Origin of the sequence: Vibrio bathopelagicus, assembly GCF_014879975.1 — a bacterium.
Classification (GTDB): domain Bacteria; phylum Pseudomonadota; class Gammaproteobacteria; order Enterobacterales; family Vibrionaceae; genus Vibrio; species Vibrio bathopelagicus.
In genome coordinates, this window is the sequence record NZ_CP062500.1 from 2998903 (window position 1) to 3017795 (window position 18893).

An 18893-nucleotide genomic window follows, 5' to 3' on the forward strand; every position below is an offset into this window, starting at 1 on the left:
TCATGACTCTTTACTACATAGGTATTGATGGTGGTGGCACCTCCTGCCGAGCTCGCATTCGTGATGACCAAGGCAAACTGATTGGTGAAGCTAAGAGCGGCAGTGCCAACATCCTGTTGGGCGTTGATGTTGCGATGAATTCGATTGTTGATGCCATCACCAAAGCCGCACAACAAAGCCAACTAGACTCTGACGACTTTTCTAATATGCATGTTGGATTAGCACTGGCTGGCGCAGAGCAAAAATCAGCATGGTTCGACTTCATGGCACAAGCACACCCTTTCGCAAGCATGACTCTCAATACCGACGCTTACGGCGCTTGCATTGGTGCTCACAATGGACAAGACGGTGCAATCATGATCGGTGGCACAGGTTCATGTGGCATCTACTTAAACAACGGCGAACAACATGTTGTTGGCGGTCGTGAATTCCCAATTTCAGACCAAGGTGGCAGCGCAGTGATGGGCCTTCGTTTAATTCAGCAAGTTCTACTCGCTGAAGATGGCATTCGCAACAAAACTCCGCTGACTCAACACGTTATGAATCATTTCAACAACGATGTTGATGCGATCGTGGCGTGGTCGAAAGGCGCGATTCCAAAAGATTACGGTCAATTTTCTCCAGTCATTTTTCAATTGGCTAATGAAGGAGATGAACTTGCTATCGAGATGCTTAAGCAGACTGCAGCCGATATCGAAATGTTTGTGTTAGCGCTGCATCGAAAAGGCGCTGACAAGGTGTGCTTAATGGGAAGTATCGCTGAACGCATTCTCAACTGGCTATCACCACCAGTACAGCAATGGATCGTTAAACCTCAATTTGACGCTATCGAAGGCGCATTGATGTTTGCCGGGAAATCACAACACAACTTGTATCAACAGGCTTAGCAGGGAAGTTATATGAATTATCGCATCGACTTAGCTGTTCTTTCTGAACAAAAAAACAACTGCCGATTCGGCCTTACGGTACATAACTTAAGTGACCTCGACGTACAAGATTGGTCACTGCACTTTGCCTTTGACCGATTCATCCTTCCTGAGAGCTTATCGCAAGGTGAACTGACGCAAGTAGGAAGCTTTTGTTCGTTCAAACCAAATTCGTCAGTGTTAAAGGCGAACAACCATTACTACCTTGAATTCAGCATTCAAAGCGCCCCATTCCGTTTCTATTCTGACGGCCTAAATGATGCTTTTATCCAAACGCATCACCAAGGTGAAACATCGGTACTGCCTGTCGCAATATCACCAATTGTTCTGGCTTCACCATACCGTGAACGCAATCAGATACCTGAAGTGAACGCTGCTGAGATTGCATTGATTCCTCAACCAAATCAAATCGAAATTCAGCAAGGTAGCTTCAAGCTAAGCAGCGAATGTAAGATTGAGGTTCAATCTCACCTTGCCAATAAAGCAGCATATTGGCTGCAACAAGAATTGCTCTCTACCTTTGAAATGTCTCTTTCGAATGAGCTTTCAACTGAACTTTCAAAAGACGAAAGCGGCGACATTCTGTTTCGCAGCAATCCGACTTTAGACGAAGCCGAGTACAAGATCACCATCGCAGCACAGCAGATAATGGTTGAATCAGGTAGCCAATCTGGCTTCACACACGCAGTGGCAAGCTTGATTCAATTGGTTCAACAACTGGATGCAGAGTGCCTCTCTGTTCCATGTTGCAAAATCGCCGATCAACCTCGCTTCAAATACCGAGGCATGATGTTGGACTGCGCTCGTCACTTCCACTCGGTAGAGCAAGTTAAGCGTTTAATCAATCAACTGGCGCACTACAAATTCAACGTATTTCATTGGCATCTAACTGACGATGAAGGTTGGAGAATTGAGATTAAAAGCCTGCCTCAGCTGACTGAAATCGGCGCTTGCCGCGGCCCTGATCATGCGTTGGAGCCGCAATATACTCACCTTGCTGAGAACTATGGTGGCTTCTACACGCAACAACAAATTCGTGAAGTGATTGAGTATGCTGAGCAGCGCAGTATCACGGTTATTCCTGAAATCGATATCCCAGGACACTGCCGCGCCGCAATAAAATCACTGCCTGACATGCTGGTAGAGCAAGCAGACACCACACAATACAAGAGTATTCAACACTACAACGACAACGTGCTAAATCCAGGTTTACCGGGTACTTACCAATTCCTAGATGCCGTTATTGAAGAAGTGGCAGAGCTTTTCCCTAGCGAATTGATCCACATGGGCGCAGATGAAGTACCACCAGGTGTGTGGAGCAACAGCCCTGCCGCTCAAGCTCTGATGAAAGAACACCAATATCAAGACAGCAAAGATTTACAAGGCCACCTATTCCGTTATGCCGAGAACAAACTCAAACAACTTGGCAAGCGCATGGTGGGCTGGGAAGAAGCGCAACACGGCGACAAGGTCAGCAAAGAAACCATCATCTACTCGTGGCTCAGTGAAGAAGCCGCTGTGAATTGTGCTCGCCAAGGTTTTGATGTGGTGCTGCAACCTGCACAGTTTACCTATCTCGACATGACCCAAGATTATGCACCGGAAGAGCCGGGCGTAGATTGGGCTGCTGTTATCCCATTAGAACAAGCTTATACCTACGAAGCGCTTGCTGAGATATCCGACACCGACCCAATTCGTAAGCGGATCCGCGGAATTCAGTGTGCTCTATGGTGTGAGATCGTCACCAATCAAAAGCGCATGGATTACATGGTATTCCCAAGAATTAGCGCTTTAGCTGAAGGATGTTGGACACATAAAAACAACCGAAACTGGCTAGATTACTTATCTCGCCTAAAGGGTCACCTGCCATTACTCGACAGACTCGATGTTGACTATCGTAACCCTTGGAAAGCTCAATAAAACAAAACTAAAGCGCCACTCACTTCGAGTAGTTGCTAACTCAAATTAAGGTGCTCAGTTAGATAATACTCAGCATCACTATTTAAAAATTAGCTGCATAGATGCAGTTTGTTAAAAAGGAAATGACAATGAAATACGGCTATTTCGATAACGACAATCGCGAATACGTCATCACTCGCCCTGATGTACCAGCACCTTGGACAAACTACCTAGGTACTGAAAAATTTTGTACCGTGATTTCGCACAATGCGGGCGGTTACTCGTTCTACAATTCTCCGGAATACAACCGTGTTACTAAATTCCGTCCAAACGGTACATTCGACCGTCCAGGACACTATGTTTACCTGCGTGATGATGAGACGGGTGATTACTGGTCTATCTCTTGGCAGCCAGTGGCAAAAAGCCTAGATGAAGCGAACTACGAGGTTCGTCATGGCCTGTCATATTCAAAGTTCAAATGTGAATACAGCGGCATTACAGCAACCAAAACGCTATTCGTTCCTAAGGGCGAAGATGCAGAAGTTTGGGACGTTGTGCTAAAGAACAACACTGATAAGCCAAGAACCATCAGCACTTTCTCATTTGTTGAGTTCTCTTTCAGTCACATTCAATCAGATAACCAGAACCATCAGATGTCTTTGTACTCTGCGGGCACCTCTTACCAAGAAGGTGTTCTGGAATACGACCTTTACTACAACACTAACGACTTTGAAGGCTTCTACTACCTAGCGTCAACCTTCTCGCCAGACAGCTACGACGGACAACGTGACAACTTCCTTGGCATGTACCGAGACGAAGCAAACCCAATCGCGGTTGAAAATGGCAAGTGTTCTAACAGCGCGCAAACTTGTTACAACCACTGTGGTTCTCTGCATAAGCAATTTACCATTCAACCGGGTGAAGAGGTTCGCTTTGCGTACGTACTAGGTATCGGCAAAGGCAACGGTGAACGCCTACGTGAGAAGTACCAAGACACAGCAAACGTAGATGCCGCTTTCCAAGGCATCAAAGATCACTGGGACGAACGCTGCAACAAGTTCCAAGTTAAGTCTCCAAACGAAGGCTTAGACACCATGATCAACACGTGGACGCTTTACCAAGCGGAAACCTGTGTGGTTTGGTCGCGCTTTGCATCCTTCATTGAAGTGGGTGGTCGTACTGGCCTTGGTTACCGTGATACGGCGCAAGACGCGATCTCAGTACCTCATGCCAACCCACAAATGACCAAGAAACGTATTATCGATCTGCTTCGTGGCCAAGTGAAAGCGGGCTACGGACTACATTTGTTCGATCCAGACTGGTTCGATCCAGAGAAAGCCGACGTTGAGCCTTCAAAATCGCCAACAGTGGTTCCAACACCGTCAGATGACGACAAGATCCACGGCATTGACGATACCTGTTCTGATGATCACTTATGGATCGTACCAACCATCATCAAGTACGTGATGGAAACCGGTGAACACGATTTCTTTGACGAAGTGACTCCATACGCAGATGGTGGCGAAGCAACGGTTTACGAACACATGAAAGCCGCACTGAACTTCTCAGCAGAATACGTTGGTCAAACGGGTATCTGTAAGGGTCTTCGCGCAGACTGGAATGACTGTTTGAACCTAGGTGGTGGTGAATCTTCAATGGTTTCATTCCTACACTTCTGGGCTCTACAAGAATTTTTAGACCTGGCTAAGTTCCGAAATAACGATGCTGACGTTGCTAAATACACAGAAATGGCGGCTAACGTTCGCGAAGCTTGTGAAACGCACCTTTGGGATGATGAGGGTGGCTGGTACATCCGTGGTCTGACTAAAAATGGCGACAAGATCGGAACAGCTCAACAAACTGAAGGTCGAGTGCATCTTGAGTCAAACACGCTAGCGGTTCTATCTGGCGCGGTATCTCAAGAGCGTGGCGAAAAAGCGATGGACGCTGTTGATGAGAACTTATTCTCTGAATACGGCTTACACCTAAACTCTCCATCGTTCGCAACACCCAACGACGATATCGGCTTTGTGACTCGCGTTTACCAAGGCGTTAAAGAGAACGGCGCTATCTTCTCTCACCCAAACCCATGGGCTTGGGTAGCCGAAGCGAAGCTAGGTCGTGGTGACCGTGCGATGAAATTCTACGACGCACTAAACCCATACAACCAAAACGACATAATTGAAACACGCTACGCAGAACCTTACTCGTACGTGCAGTTCATCATGGGTAAAGACCACCAAGACCACGGCCGTGCAAACCACCCTTGGTTAACCGGTACGTCGGGTTGGGCTTACTTTGCGGTAACCAACTTCATTCTTGGTGTTCGCACAGGCTTTGAAGGTTTAACCGTAGATCCTTGTATCCCAACTGATTGGCCAGAATTCGAGGTGACTCGTCAATGGCGTGGTGCGACTTACAACATCACAGTTCAAAACCCGAATGCAGTAAGTAAGGGCGTTGCCTCTATCACGATTAACGGTGAGCAGATTGAAGGTGCAATCCCAGTACAAGCAGAAGGCAGCGTGAACGAAGTTATCGTTGTACTCGGCTAATCACTCAATTTGATGAACAGCTCCTATCTCAAGTCTTTACTGGCTTGAGGTAGTGAGACTAAAAGGATTTTCTAATGATTAAATTTGGTACTGGCGGCTGGCGCGCTTTCATTGGTGAAGAATTTACCAGAGAAAACGTCCGCTTAGTGGCACAAGCGCTCTCTAACATCATCAATAATGAAGATGCAGCGAAAAACGGCTTCGTTATCGGTTACGACCGCCGCTTCCTTTCAGATAAAGCCGCGTGCTGGTTTGCTGAAGTATTGGCAGCCAACAACATCAAAGTGAGCTTTATCGACAAGTTCGTTCCGACTCCTATCGTAATGTTCCAAGCGAAAGAGATGGGATGTATTTACTCTGCGTGTATTACCGCTTCTCACAACCCAGCGGACTATAACGGCATAAAGATCTTCATTGAAGGTGGCCGTGATGCTGATGAGATCATCACAGAAAAGATCGAACAACAAATTTCGACTTTAACCAGTGAAGATGTCGTCAGAGTCGATTTTGAACAAGCATTGAACGACAAAGAAATTGAAATCATCAATCCGATGAACGCCTTTGTTGACTCGATCATCAACGCGATTGATATCGAATCGATTAAACAAGCCAACCTACGAGTCCTGATCGATCCCATGTTTGGTGTAGCGAAAAACGCACTGCAAACCGTGTTAATCAGCGCTCGCTGTGATGTTGATGTAATCAACGATGGTAAAAACCCAGACTTTGGCGGATTGATGCCTTCTCCAAGTGCAGCAACGCTGTATCGCTTGAAGCACTTGGTGGCGGCTGAAGGTTACGACATTGGTATTGGTACCGATGGCGATGCCGACCGCTTGGGTATCATCGATGAGAAAGGTCACTTCATTCACCCTAACGAAGTGCTACTACTGCTTTACTACTACCTACTGGAATACAAAGGCTGGAAAGGCTCTGTCGTTCGTAATATCGCGACCACACATCTACTGGATAAAGTCGCTGCGGATCATGGTGAAAAGAGCTTTGAGGTTCCTGTAGGCTTCAAACATATCAGTTCTCAAATGGAAGCCGACGACTCACTGATTGGTGGCGAAAGTTCGGGTGGTTTAACCATTCGTGGCCACATAAAAGGTAAAGATGGCGTGTTCGCATCGAGCTTACTGGTTGAGATGATCAGTGTGACAGGTAAGAAACTCTCTGAGCTACTTGATGAAATCTACTCTAAGTATGGTTATGCGTATACGGCAGAAGGGGATTGCAAATTCAAACCTTCAGAGAAAGAAGCGCTCTACACCAAGATCTACGTAGAGAAACAACTGCCTGAATTTGAATACGAAATTGAAAAAGTCAGCTATGAAGATGGCGCTAAGGTGTACTTCAAGAATGGCGGCTGGGTCATTGCTCGCTTCTCAGGAACAGAGCCGTTACTAAGAATCTTCGCAGAAATGGAAGATAAAGACACTGCAGAACATGTTCTTCAAAAAGTGAAAGACTTCCTCTCTCTATAGGCTTATAGAGTGCAGCAGTTTTGTATAGGATTTAACAAATCACTGCCTTGTTAACGCCTATAAGTGAAGAACTCTTGCCCAGTACTTGATTAAAGTGCTGGGCTTTTTTGTCGCTGTCGCTTCTCGCTAGGCTTGGTTAGAACGCCAATACGCCTTTGGTATCGACTTTCACCGTTACTGGCATACCGAACTCAAGCGCTTCAGAAGACGTTGCTAGCAGTTTCTGACCATTAGCTTCAATCACATAACGACAGTGGTCACCCATAAACTGCTGTTCCAATACCGACAGGTTACTATCAACATCGTGGCTCGCCACAATATGCTGAGGCCTTAACAACAACGCACATTCAGCACCAATTTCGATCTGAGTCTGCGCTTTCGCTTCAATCAAACCTAAGCTTGTCTCAAACTCATGTTCAGAAATACGTTGTGCACCTAAATAACTACCGCCGCCCAAGAAGTCTGCAACAAACTTGCTTGATGGGTGGAAGTACAATTCTGACGCCGAGCCGTATTGTTCGATGACACCATGATTCATTACCGCCATCTTGTCAGCAAAGGCAAACGCCTCTTCACGACTGTGAGTAACAAAAATAGCCGTCACACCCTGCTTCTTGAAGATCTTACGAATCTGAGAAATCAACTCATGACGTACTTGAGTATCAATGTTGGAAAATGGTTCATCCAATAGCAGCAGGTCTGGCTTATATGCCAAAGAGCGCGCAATCGCGACACGTTGCTGTTGTCCACCAGATAGTTGATGAGGATAACGATCGCCAAATTGATCAAGATGAACAAGCTCAAGCATCTCTTTAACTTTCGCAGCCTTATCTTGCTCAGACATCTCACGTAGACCAAATGCCACGTTCTGATTGACAGTAAGATGTGGAAACAGAGCGTAATCTTGGAAGATCATGCCAATATTACGCTGCTCTGGTGGTAACCAATTCGCAGCGTCATCAATAACTTGGCAATTCAGACTCATGACACCACTGCTCAATGGAAGCAGGCCGGCAATCGCTTTAAGCAGCGTCGTCTTACCACAACCACTGGCACCAAGCAGACAAACAATTTCACCATGCTCAACTTCTAAAGAAAGAGATTCCAAAATAGTTTGGGACTCATACTTACAAGTCAGATCTTTAATTGATAATGCACAACTCATTAGTGTTTCTGCTCCAAGGAACGGTTTACGATGATCAGCGGAATTAAACCCACCAAGACTAACAACACAGCAGGCATAGCTGCTAATTCAAGGTGCTCATCTGACGCATAGTTATAAACATAAGTCGCGAGCGTTTCGAAATTAAAAGGACGCAGCAACAATGCCGCATTTAACTCTTTCATTGATTCGATAAACACCAATAAGCCTGCAATCAGTGCACCACGCTTAATCAGAGGGAGATGAACACGGCGTAACATCTGGTTGGTATTACAACCCATTGTTTTAGATGCCATATCCAAAGAAGGCGACACTTTACTTAAGCTACTTTCGATACTACCGATAGCTACAGCAGAAAAACGCACCACCATGGCAAATATCAGCGCAAACATAGAACCAGAGAAGATCAAACCAGGTCGCCCCCACTCCATCGCTTTCGCTATGTCATTAACTAAGTGGTCCATGAACAGCACAGGCACCATGACACCTATCGCCAACACGGTACCAGGAACCGCATAGCCCATTGATGCGAACCTCATGTAAGCCAGGTTTTTCTTACCAGGGCTAACACGTTGATTAAAGTTAACAATCAACGCAACGAGCACACCAATAATCGCAGCAACAACAGAGACATAAAGGCTATTAAGCGCATACTCTCTGAACTCTGGTGTCCAGCTTTGGGCAAAATATTTGTAGGCATATATGATTAACTGCGCGAGAGGGAATAAGAACGCAATACACACTAAACCCCAACACCAAAAGAGTGCCAACCACTTCTTCCAACCGATTAGCTCATAACGAAAGTCTTCACGGCTACTGAATTGATTCTGAAATAATTTCTGCTTACGACGGCTGTATCGCTCAGTACTCAACAACAGGATGACAATCACCAGCATAATTGCCGATATTTTTGCTGCGGCCGTTAAGCTCGAGTAGCCCAACCAAGTATCGTAAACCGCTGTCGTTAATGTGTTTACAGCAAAGTAACTCACGGTACCAAAGTCACCGATGGTTTCCATCGCAACAAGAGACAAACCTACCGCCATCGAAGGGCGCACGAGCGGTAATGAAATACGACGAAAGCTTTCCCAAGGAGAGCACTTTAATAAGCGAGCGGATTGCAGCAGGGATACGTTTTGCTCCATGAACGCCGCACGGCAGAGCAAATAAATATAAGGGTAAAGAACGAGAGACAGAACAATAATGGCACCCGACAAGGTTCTAATATCGGGGAACCAATACTCACCAGGCCCCCATCCCGTTAGATCTCGCAAGAGAATTTGAACAGGGCCTGCAAAGTCAAACCAGTCAGTAAAGATATAACCCACGATATAGCCAGGCATTGCCAATGGTAGCACTAGCGCCCATTGTAAAACACGCTCTCCAGGGACACGGCACATTGCCATGATCCATGCAGATGGAATACCAAAAATTAAAGACAGGAACATGGTTCCTATGACTAAAACCACCGTATTGTAGGCATAGGTGGGCATTACTGTGGACATCAGATGAGAAAATAGCTCATCGGTTTCTCCAACAGCAGTCGTGAATATCGCTAAGATTGGTAAAACGAGTAGTACAGCGATTATGCCGCTACTGGTGTTCCATAAATAATTCTTTTCTTTCATCGCCTAACTACAACGAGGCTTAATGAAATACATATGCATTTGCAAATACATCTCATGTCCTTTTAATGGTGGGGTTATTTATACTCATATACTCTAATGACTTCAAGGTGAGATGCACATAACTCAAGGGATCAACAGAGAGCTTTGTATCAAAAAGTGATTTCCCAAAAACAAACAACCCCAAGTGGCCAAAAAGTAGCTACTTGAGGTTGTAATTTTATGCGGGCCGAAGCCTACAATAATAAATTATAGATCGAACTTAACTTCATCTAATAGCTTGATTGCAGCCGCGTGGTGGTTTGCAATTTCATCTAGAGAAATAGTATCTGCTTTAAATTCGCCCCATGAAGCAACAAGCTCAGAAGGTTTAACGTCTGCTTTCACTGGGTATTCGTAGTTCACTTCTGCGTACATGCTTTGTGCAGTGTTACCAGATAGGAATTCCATCAGCTTAACCGCATTCTCTTCGTTTGGAGAGTATTTAGCCATTGCCATACCAGAGATGTTCACGTGAGTACCCGTTGTCTCTTGGTTAGGGAAGTTAATGTAAACAGAGTCAGCCCAAGCTTTTTGCTCTTTATCATTAATCATTTTGCCTAGGTAGTAGCTGTTACCAAGAGCAACATCACATAGACCTTCTTTAATCGCTTTAACTTGTGCGCGGTCGTTACCTTGAGGCTTACGTGCTAGGTTTGCTTTTACGCCTTCTAGCCACTCTTTCGTTTCAGCTTCACCTTTGTGAGCAATCATCGAAGAAACGAGAGAAACATTGTATGGGTGCTTACCGCTACGAGTACAGATCTTGCCTTTAAATTCAGGCTTAGTTAGATCTTCATAAGTGAACTCATCACCTAGACGACCAACACGGTCACGTGAAGAATAAACGCTACGTGTACGAGTTGTTAGAGCAAACCACTCGTTAGCAGTATCTTGGTACTGAGCAGGGATGTTCTTTTCAAGTACATCGCTTTCAACTGATTGAACTAGACCTTGTTTAGTTAGTTCAGATAGACGACTGATATCTACAGTTAAGACAACGTCAGCTGGGCTGTATTCACCCTCTTGAGCTAACTTCTCTGCTAAACCTTTTTTAGCAAACTTAACGTTTACTTTAATGCCAGTCTCTTTGGTGAACTCGTTGAACATTGGCTCAACAAGGAAAGGTTGACGGTAAGAGTATACGTTTACTTCTTCCGCAGCCATTGCTGTCGGGGCAATTACACCACACGCTAGAGCTGAAAGTGTTAGCAGTTTCTTCATTGTAAAATCCTTTATATCGAAATGATAATGTCTATCAGTTGTGTTATTATATTCATCAATAAAGTAATTACAATGATGAGAGACAAAAAAATAGTCTTGTAAGACTAATCAAACTCCCAGTTTTGTAACAAAACATTTCAGCAATTATGTCCGTCATAAGGCTTTCACATAGCTCCTGTAACCACGACGAGCTCTCTTACAATGTTCTGCCCAAATACAACAAAACCCCACAACGATTCGTTGCAGGGTTTTCTTTGTATTGCCTAACCATTTCAGATTAAGCAGTTACTGTTGATTATTTTACTGATACAAACTCAGGGTAAGCACCAACACCACAATCGTGCATGTCCATACCTTCAAGTTCTTCATCTTCACTGACACGAATACCGATTGTTGCTTTAAGCACTGCCCATACTGCTAGGCTAGCACCGAATACCCATGCAAAGATAACTGCTGCACCCAGTAGTTGAGCACCAAATGTTGCATCAGCATTGCTTAGTGGCACAGCCATTAGACCGAAGAAACCACATACACCGTGTACCGAGATAGCACCCACTGGATCATCAATCTTAGCTTTATCTAGGGCAATGATACTGAATACAACCAACGCACCAGATACCGAACCAATCGCTACCGAAAATAGTGGTGATGGAGATAGAGGGTCTGCAGTGATTGCTACTAAGCCAGCTAACGCACCGTTCAGAATCATTGTTAAGTCTGCTTTACCCCAAGTTGTTTTACATACTAATAATGCTGCAATCGCACCTGCTGCTGCTGCTGCGTTGGTGTTAAGGAAAATTTGGCCAACCGCTGTCGCGTTCTCAAAGTCAGAAACCATAAGTTGAGAACCGCCGTTGAAACCAAACCAACCAAACCAAAGGATAAATGTACCTAGCGTTGCCAGTGGCATGTTTGAACCAGGAATCGGGTAGATTTCACCGTTCTTACCATATTTACCTTTACGAGCACCCAGTAGAAGCACACCAGCTAACGCTGCTGAAGCACCAGCCATATGTACGATACCTGAACCCGCAAAGTCACTGAAGCCTGCTTCTGATAGGAAACCACCGCCCCAAGTCCAGTAACCTTCCATTGGGTAGATGAACGCTGTTAGCACGACAGAAAAGATAAGGAATGACCAAAGTTTCATTCGCTCAGCAACCGCACCAGATACCACAGACATTGCTGTTGCAACGAATACTACTTGGAAGAAGAAGTCTGATTCTAATGAGTGGTCTGCACCTTCACCTTGAGTACCAATCAGAGTACCAAATGACGGTAACCAGCCACCTTCGCCGTTATCGACATACATAATGTTGTAACCAACGACTAAGAAAGTCGTACAAGCAATCGCGTACAAACAAATGTTCTTAGTTAAAATTTCTGTGGTGTTCTTTGAACGAACGAGGCCAGCTTCTAACATCGCGAAGCCTGCAGCCATCCACATTACCAACGCACCTGAAATGAGGAAGAAAAAAGTGTCTAGTGCGTAACGTAGTTCCGTTACTGTTGTTGTAAGTTCCATATTAAAGTCTCCAGTCCTTGTAATTCTTTAAAGTGCTTCAGCATCCATTTCACCGGTACGAATTCGTACGGCTTGGCTTAGGTCATACACAAAAATTTTGCCATCGCCGATTTTTCCGGTGTGTGCCGCTTGGCTAATCGCTTCAACAACTCGATCTACATTTTCAGCTTGGGTTGCAATCTCTAACTTTATCTTTGGCAGGAAATCAACTTGGTACTCCGCACCACGATATAGTTCAGTGTGTCCCTTTTGACGACCAAACCCTTTCACTTCAGAAACTGTCATACCTTCAATACCGACATCAGAGAGCGCTTCTCGAACATCATCCAACTTAAATGGTTTAACTATGGCGTTTATTAATTTCATATTCTTTCCTTAAATTCTTCACTTAATCCGTTAATACTCTTATTACAATCCAAGTAGCGTGCCAAAATATTAAGTCGTTGATTTTAAATAACATGCAGATAATAAGGTCGTAAAAACGAAAAAGGCCGCACCAATATGGTGCGGCCTTTTCACTATCTTAATGCGTTGCACTGTCGTTGTTCCAGTTTTGGGCAACCAAGCCTTCAAAGCTCTAAATGACTCAAGAATAGGGGCTAACTAGCGAGTAGAAAGGTAGAGCTTAATAGCCTAAAAAGTCCATCCAGCGTTCGATAAGTCGCTCGAAATCATCGATTCCACAGCTTGCTTGGCTTTCACAATTATAGAAATCGAACTCACTGCCCTCTTCCATCTCTTGCTCATGACCTAACACGTTTTCTTGGATGGTTACGTCGTCTTCATTGATCGCTAGGCTGATCTCTTTGCCTAGTAGAGTAACTTCATTATTCAGATCCAAACGTGAACGCTCAATAAGCGCCATCACGTGGTCGAGCTTTTGCTTATCTTTACCGATCTCTTCTTGAAGCCAGCGGCCAACAATTTCATGACCCATGCTGCATTTCACATAGTATTCACCCATCAGAGTGTTTCTAGTAAATTCGAATTCCATAAGGCTCCAAAGCTCTAATAAAAAGAGGATTCAATAAAGAGGGTGTGGCAAAAATGAGGCGAGAGTATATAGCGAAGTCTATTGGAGATCGAGCCTGATTCATTCAGCATCAAACGAACCGTAAGAACGCAGAAACAAAAACGCCCTCTCACAAAGAGAAGGCGTTGTATTAGCAGTAAGTGCTTTACTGCACTTTATCGCACTCCATTAACCGCTTACGCAGGCTCCTGGAAGATAACTGTGTCTGCTTTGTCCGTGTACTGACCCATTTTATGGAAGTTCAAGTAACGGTAAGTATCGGCAGCGGTTGCATTAATCTTCTCTGCGTACGCCAAGTACTCCTCTTTAGTTGGGATACGACCAAGAATCGCACCAACAGCAGAAAGCTCAGCAGAAGCTAGATAAACGTTCGCACCATTACCCAAACGGTTCGGGAAGTTACGAGTAGACGTCGACATTACTGTCGAAGCGTCAGCAACACGTGCTTGGTTACCCATGCATAATGAACAACCCGGAGTTTCAATACGAACCCCAGCACGACCAAAGATGCCGTAGTAGCCTTCTTCTGTCAGTTGGTCTTTATCCATCTTAGTTGGCGGAGCAACCCATAGGCGAGTATTCAAAGAGCCATTAAACTCTTCAAGCATCTTACCTGCAGCACGGAAGTGACCAATGTTGGTCATACAAGAACCGATGAACACTTCTTGAATCTCAGTGCCTTGAACGTCAGAAAGAAGACGAGCATCATCTGGATCGTTTGGTGCACATAGGATTGGCTGATCGATGTCAGCAAGGTCAATCTCGATAACATGAGCGTATTCAGCATCTGAATCAGCAGCAAGCAACTCAGGGTTCGCTAACCACTCTTCCATTGCCGTAATACGACGCTCAATAGTACGAACATCACCGTAACCTTCAGCGATCATCCACTTAAGCATAACGACGTTCGAGTTCAGGTACTCTTCGATCGACTCTTGAGACAGCTTAACGGTACAACCCGCAGCAGAACGTTCAGCAGATGCATCAGAAAGCTCAAATGCTTGCTCAACAGACAGGTGTTCAACACCTTCGATTTCTAGTACGCGACCAGAGAATTCGTTGATCTTACCTGCTTTCTCTACTGTTAGTAGACCTTGCTTGATGCCGTATAGAGGAATCGCATGTACTAGGTCACGTAGCGTGATACCTGGCTGCATTTCACCTTTAAAGCGAACAAGGATTGACTCTGGCATATCAAGAGGCATAACACCTGTTGCTGCAGCAAATGCTACTAAGCCAGAACCTGCTGGGAATGAGATACCTAGAGGGAAACGAGTATGCGAGTCACCACCTGTACCAACAGTATCAGGCAGAAGCATACGGTTTAGCCATGAGTGGATAACACCATCACCCGGACGAAGTGAAACACCCGCACGATTCATGATGAAATCAGGTAGCGTATGGTGAGTGTTTACATCAACTGGTTTCGGGTATGCCGATGTGTGACAGAAAGACTGCATCACTAGGTCAGCAGAGAAGCCTAGACACGCAAGGTCTTTAAGCTCATCACGTGTCATAGGACCCGTAGTATCTTGAGAACCTACAGTTGTCATTTTAGGTTCGCAGTACTGACCCGCACGCACACCTTCAACGCCACACGCTTTACCTACCATCTTCTGAGCTAACGTGTAGCCTTTATCAGAAGCAGAAGGGTCGATCGGCTTAGCAAACAGATCGGTTTCAGCTAGGCCTAGAGCATCACGAGCACGGCCTGTTAAGCCACGACCAATGATCAGTGGAATACGACCACCAGCACGTACTTCATCTAGAAGTACTTTGCCTAACTCAAAGCTTGAGATATCTGCACCGTCTTTACGAACAACACCTTCATAAGGATAGATATCAATCACATCACCCATGTTCATGTCTTGTACGTTCAGCTCAATTGGTAGTGCGCCTGAGTCTTCCATTGTGTTGTAGAAGATCGGAGCAATTTTACCACCAAGACAAACACCGCCAGTACGCTTATTTGGTACGAATGGGATATCTTCGCCCATGAACCAAAGCACTGAGTTTGTCGCTGATTTACGTGAAGAACCGGTACCAACAACATCACCAACGTAAGCCAGTGGAATGCCGTCTTTTTGCATTTCTTCAATTTGAGTAATTGGACCAACGTTACCCTGCTCATCAGGAGTAATACCATCGCGTTCCATCTTCAGCATCGCTTTTGCATGTACTGGGATATCAGGACGTGACCATGCATCAGGCGCTGGTGATAGGTCATCAGTGTTCGTTTCACCAGTGACTTTGAATACTTTAACGGTAATTTTTTCCGCTACTTTCTCTTTAGCTGTAAACCACTCAGCATCAGCCCAAGACTGAAGAACTTGCTGAGCAGAAGCATTGCCAGATTTTGCTTTTTCTTCTACGTCGTAGAATGCGTCAAACATCAGTAGAGTATGAGAAAGCGCTTTAACAGCGATAGGAGCAAGCTCTGCATCATCCAGTAAAGAAACTAGAGATTCGATGTTGTAACCACCTTGCATTGTGCCAAGTAGTTCCGCAGCTTTTGCTTTGCTTACTAGTGGAGATTCAACTTCACCTTTAGTGATAGCCGTTAGGAAGCCCGCTTTAACGTAAGCAGCTTCATCTACACCTGGTGGAATACGGTTTTCTAGTAGGTCAAGAACAACAGCTTCTTCACCTTGGGGCGGGTTCTTTAAAAGTTCAACTAGGCCTGCTACTTGTTCAGCATCTAATGGTCTAGGAACAACTCCTTCAGCAGCACGCTCTGCGACGTGTTTACGGTAGGCTTCAAGCACGACTTTTTCCTCTCATTGCGGTTCCTTCTTTACATTGGTAATTATTAGTAAAATAAAGAAGCGAACATCCTTGGAAACTTGGCTCTCCATTGCCATTTTTGTCATTCAATTTGTATTGATGAGCGGCGTCATAGAGGCCAAACTGTGGGCGACAGAATAGCAAATTTAACGATAAATTAAAATCTTATCATTTTGACCAACATAGCAAGTTAAGACGAAAGTCCTACGATTTTTGCCTATTTAGTCAGAAAAAGAGCTATCCCGCGCATTATTATTAGTAAGATGTACCAATGATTAAGTAAACAGAATCGTAGTTATCTTCTGTTTTACCATAAGCCAAAATGATTGGCCCGATTGGTGAATCTACGCCAGCAAAGAGTGACCCAGCAGTAAACATGGGCGCTTCATCCAATGACAAATCGTTATTCGACCAAACGCCGCCATGTTCTATAGATGCGCCTATGTAAAATGGCGACTCAAACAAGCCGAAGTCATTTTCAAACCATTTATAGCGATAGATTAAACTGCCATATGCTAAGTTTTGTCCAATAAGACTATTTCTTGGTATTCCCGATAAGTTTAAGAAGCCTCCAAGCTCCTTTGGATCGATGGGGAACACGGAGTTTTTACTCTCTACCATGCCAAAATCGAACTTTGCGACTAAAGTATGCTTTTCAATACTCTGTGCCGCCATGAAATTAGCCGAAATCTCATAAACCGTGTCGCTTTCAGAGTTAAACTCGGAATCAGCCAGAGAGGAGTTGTTATCAAAGTCATCGTGGGAAATGAGATATTCCAGATCAACGAAGTAACCTTTGGTCGGCAAACTGAAGTTATCTAAGGTATCCAATCGATAACTCATAAACCCTCCGACACGTGTATATCCACCGCTACCCAGAGACGGTAACGAGGATACCTCAACATCACCATCACCATCGGTGTATCGAGCCCCCACTTTAAATTCTTGCCACAATGTAGGCTGATAACCTAACGCCAGTTCACCAATATACTCTTGGTAAGTCATTGGTAAGTAGTCTTTAGTTACGTCGAGAGTGGGCTCTTCGATATCGTCAATATTGGCAGGTAAGTTTCTTTTTTGATTGCTGTAAACAAGTGATGCCGATGTAAATAACTTCTGGCTTGAGAAAAAAGGAGAATACAACTCAGCCTCAATGAGCTTATCAGTGCCCATTTCTACATTCGTTCTTAACTCTGCACCATGCGAGTTGATATCGGTAAAGTTGGCAGAGACACCGATTGAATATTGGCTCTCGGTTGCAAAGTCATCTTCAAGATAAAATCGAAAGTTGAGGTAATTAGGGCCCCATGATTTTTCATTTACATCAACCTGCAGTTGATCTTCACCATCTACATTGTCAAATTCATAGGTGACCAGTTCAAAACGATCGAGCGCATACAAGTCTTTAACCTGAGATTCAATTTCACTGGTTTTAAGGACTCTACCTGAATCGAGGTTCAAACGATTGGCAATCAACTTATCTGAATAGTGGGTGTTATTATTGATAACGACCTTATCCACCACCGTTTTGTCACCATGCTTGAGCTGCTTTCGAGCTTTTTGTTTGTCATCAATATAGTGTTGGTAGTCCGCATTCGAGAGCGACAGCTTAGAGAGCTGCTCGGTATACTGCCTTGTTGCTTCGTATCCAGCATGGTAAGCCGTCGGCATTTTATCGAACTCTGTAGTCTCCATTTGCCCAACATCAGGACGTAGGAAAAAGTCATCGTCTGTTAACGTCGCGGCTTGCTCTTGAGTACTGCGTTGAACAAGGTAATTAGAGAGTTGGTCTGCTGCGGCTAAAAAGTTAGTGAAGTCTTCTTTGCTTTTGTAGTTAGTACTGATATCTACAGCAATAACGATATCGGCTCCCATTGCTCGAGCAACATCAACTGGCATGTTATTGGTGACACCACCATCAACCAGCATTCGCCCATCAACCTCATAAGGTGGAAGAGCGCCGGGTACCGACATACTCGCCATCATCGCATCAACAAGATGACCATGGTCGATGACCACCTCTTCAAGATCGATGATGTCAGTTGCGACGGAGCGATATGGAATAGCGAGGTTGTCGAAAGAATCGAGTGGAGATAAATTACCCGTCGTCTCGCGCAGAATACGCAACATATTCTGGCCTTGAACCACTCCTTTTCTGGCTTTGATTTCACCCCAACCTAAGCCGAGGTCGGTATTCAGTTGATAACGGTCTTCATACTCTTTGTCTCGCACTCGGCGATCACTACGGTTAACGCGATCGCGATAGCCGCGATTCCAATCAACCGTATAAATAAAGCTCTCGATCTCATCTGCGCTCATCCCGGTCGCATAAAGACCACCAACGTAAGCCCCCATGCTGGTACCGGTAATGTAATCAACCGGAATTTGCATCTCTTCTAAGGCTTTAAGCACGCCAATGTGGGCAGCACCTTTAGCGCCTCCACCAGCGAGAACGACAGCAACGGTTGGCCTTTTATGAGCTTCTTTAAGTTCAACATGTTCTGATGAATCAACCTGTGCCGCAGTAGCTGCAAACAGTTGAAAACTGATCACTGTACCGACAATACCTAAGCCACTCACTAACCAACGAGAAATCATTATCTAAACTATCCTTGTCATTCTTTTCTGTGATGA

12 protein-coding genes are annotated in these 18893 nt (G+C 44.8%); 4 read left to right on the plus strand and 8 right to left on the minus strand.

What is annotated here, in order from left to right:
• The first annotated feature begins 2 nt into the window (after positions 1 to 2).
• The 4 genes from IHV80_RS13215 (at position 3) to IHV80_RS13230 (ending at position 6867) form a co-directional block, all read left to right on the plus strand.
• A complete protein-coding gene (locus tag IHV80_RS13215) occupies positions 3 to 887 on the plus strand; it encodes an N-acetylglucosamine kinase (RefSeq protein ID WP_192889345.1) in 885 nt (294 codons plus the stop codon).
• Between the two features lie 12 nt (positions 888 to 899).
• The gene (locus IHV80_RS13220; protein ID WP_192889346.1) at positions 900 to 2846 is read left to right on the plus strand and encodes a beta-N-acetylhexosaminidase; all 1947 of its coding nucleotides are present in this window, start codon (positions 900 to 902) and stop codon (positions 2844 to 2846) included.
• A 128-nt stretch (positions 2847 to 2974) separates the two neighbouring features.
• The gene (locus tag IHV80_RS13225; protein WP_192889347.1) at positions 2975 to 5380 is read left to right on the plus strand and encodes a GH36-type glycosyl hydrolase domain-containing protein; all 2406 of its coding nucleotides are present in this window, start codon (positions 2975 to 2977) and stop codon (positions 5378 to 5380) included.
• Positions 5381 to 5454: 74 nt separating this feature from the next.
• The gene (locus tag IHV80_RS13230) at positions 5455 to 6867 is read left to right on the plus strand and encodes a phosphoglucomutase/phosphomannomutase family protein (RefSeq protein ID WP_192889348.1); all 1413 of its coding nucleotides are present in this window, start codon (positions 5455 to 5457) and stop codon (positions 6865 to 6867) included.
• A 136-nt stretch (positions 6868 to 7003) separates the two neighbouring features.
• Here the strand turns inward: IHV80_RS13230 and IHV80_RS13235 are convergent, their stop codons facing one another.
• The 8 genes from IHV80_RS13235 to IHV80_RS13270 all read right to left on the minus strand — a co-directional run bounded on the left by IHV80_RS13235 (position 7004) and on the right by IHV80_RS13270 (position 18857).
• On the minus strand, positions 7004 to 8032 hold the full coding sequence (locus tag IHV80_RS13235; protein WP_192889349.1) for an ABC transporter ATP-binding protein: 1029 nt from the start codon (positions 8030 to 8032) through the stop codon (positions 7004 to 7006).
• The gene (locus IHV80_RS13240; RefSeq protein WP_017106912.1) at positions 8032 to 9657 is read right to left on the minus strand and encodes an ABC transporter permease; all 1626 of its coding nucleotides are present in this window, start codon (positions 9655 to 9657) and stop codon (positions 8032 to 8034) included. Before IHV80_RS13240 ends, IHV80_RS13235 begins: the two co-directional genes overlap by 1 nt.
• 246 nt (positions 9658 to 9903) lie before the next feature.
• Entirely contained in the window at positions 9904 to 10917 is a 1014-nt protein-coding gene (locus tag IHV80_RS13245) for a Fe(3+) ABC transporter substrate-binding protein (protein ID WP_192889350.1), read from the minus strand.
• Positions 10918 to 11212: 295 nt separating this feature from the next.
• The gene (locus IHV80_RS13250) at positions 11213 to 12442 is read right to left on the minus strand and encodes an ammonium transporter (protein ID WP_017106910.1); all 1230 of its coding nucleotides are present in this window, start codon (positions 12440 to 12442) and stop codon (positions 11213 to 11215) included.
• A 27-nt stretch (positions 12443 to 12469) separates the two neighbouring features.
• Positions 12470 to 12808, minus strand: coding sequence for a P-II family nitrogen regulator (gene glnK / locus IHV80_RS13255; protein WP_192889351.1), 339 nt, complete (start codon positions 12806 to 12808; stop codon positions 12470 to 12472).
• A gap of 259 nt (positions 12809 to 13067) precedes the next feature.
• The gene (locus IHV80_RS13260) at positions 13068 to 13436 is read right to left on the minus strand and encodes a YacL family protein (RefSeq protein ID WP_192889352.1); all 369 of its coding nucleotides are present in this window, start codon (positions 13434 to 13436) and stop codon (positions 13068 to 13070) included.
• Between the two features lie 215 nt (positions 13437 to 13651).
• On the minus strand, positions 13652 to 16240 hold the full coding sequence (gene acnB / locus IHV80_RS13265; protein WP_192889353.1) for a bifunctional aconitate hydratase 2/2-methylisocitrate dehydratase: 2589 nt from the start codon (positions 16238 to 16240) through the stop codon (positions 13652 to 13654).
• A 274-nt stretch (positions 16241 to 16514) separates the two neighbouring features.
• Positions 16515 to 18857: a patatin-like phospholipase family protein gene (locus IHV80_RS13270; RefSeq protein ID WP_192889354.1), complete on the minus strand. Its 2343-nt coding sequence runs from the start codon at positions 18855 to 18857 to the stop codon at positions 16515 to 16517.
• Positions 18858 to 18893: the final 36 nt, after the last annotated feature.

What these genes read in the sequence shown, in the direction of transcription:
- IHV80_RS13250 (WP_017106910.1), bottom strand. Translation starts at nt 12,442, where the DNA reads ATGGAACTTACAACAACAGTAACGGAACTACGTTACGCACTAGACACT.
- IHV80_RS13215 (WP_192889345.1), top strand. Translation starts at nt 3, where the DNA reads ATGACTCTTTACTACATAGGTATTGATGGTGGTGGCACCTCCTGCCGA.
- IHV80_RS13225 (WP_192889347.1), top strand. Translation starts at nt 2,975, where the DNA reads ATGAAATACGGCTATTTCGATAACGACAATCGCGAATACGTCATCACT.
- IHV80_RS13245 (WP_192889350.1), bottom strand. Translation starts at nt 10,917, where the DNA reads ATGAAGAAACTGCTAACACTTTCAGCTCTAGCGTGTGGTGTAATTGCC.
- IHV80_RS13240 (WP_017106912.1), bottom strand. Translation starts at nt 9,657, where the DNA reads ATGAAAGAAAAGAATTATTTATGGAACACCAGTAGCGGCATAATCGCT.
- IHV80_RS13270 (WP_192889354.1), bottom strand. Translation starts at nt 18,857, where the DNA reads ATGATTTCTCGTTGGTTAGTGAGTGGCTTAGGTATTGTCGGTACAGTG.
- IHV80_RS13235 (WP_192889349.1), bottom strand. Translation starts at nt 8,032, where the DNA reads ATGAGTTGTGCATTATCAATTAAAGATCTGACTTGTAAGTATGAGTCC.
- IHV80_RS13220 (WP_192889346.1), top strand. Translation starts at nt 900, where the DNA reads ATGAATTATCGCATCGACTTAGCTGTTCTTTCTGAACAAAAAAACAAC.
- IHV80_RS13260 (WP_192889352.1), bottom strand. Translation starts at nt 13,436, where the DNA reads ATGGAATTCGAATTTACTAGAAACACTCTGATGGGTGAATACTATGTG.
- IHV80_RS13230 (WP_192889348.1), top strand. Translation starts at nt 5,455, where the DNA reads ATGATTAAATTTGGTACTGGCGGCTGGCGCGCTTTCATTGGTGAAGAA.
- glnK (WP_192889351.1), bottom strand. Translation starts at nt 12,808, where the DNA reads ATGAAATTAATAAACGCCATAGTTAAACCATTTAAGTTGGATGATGTT.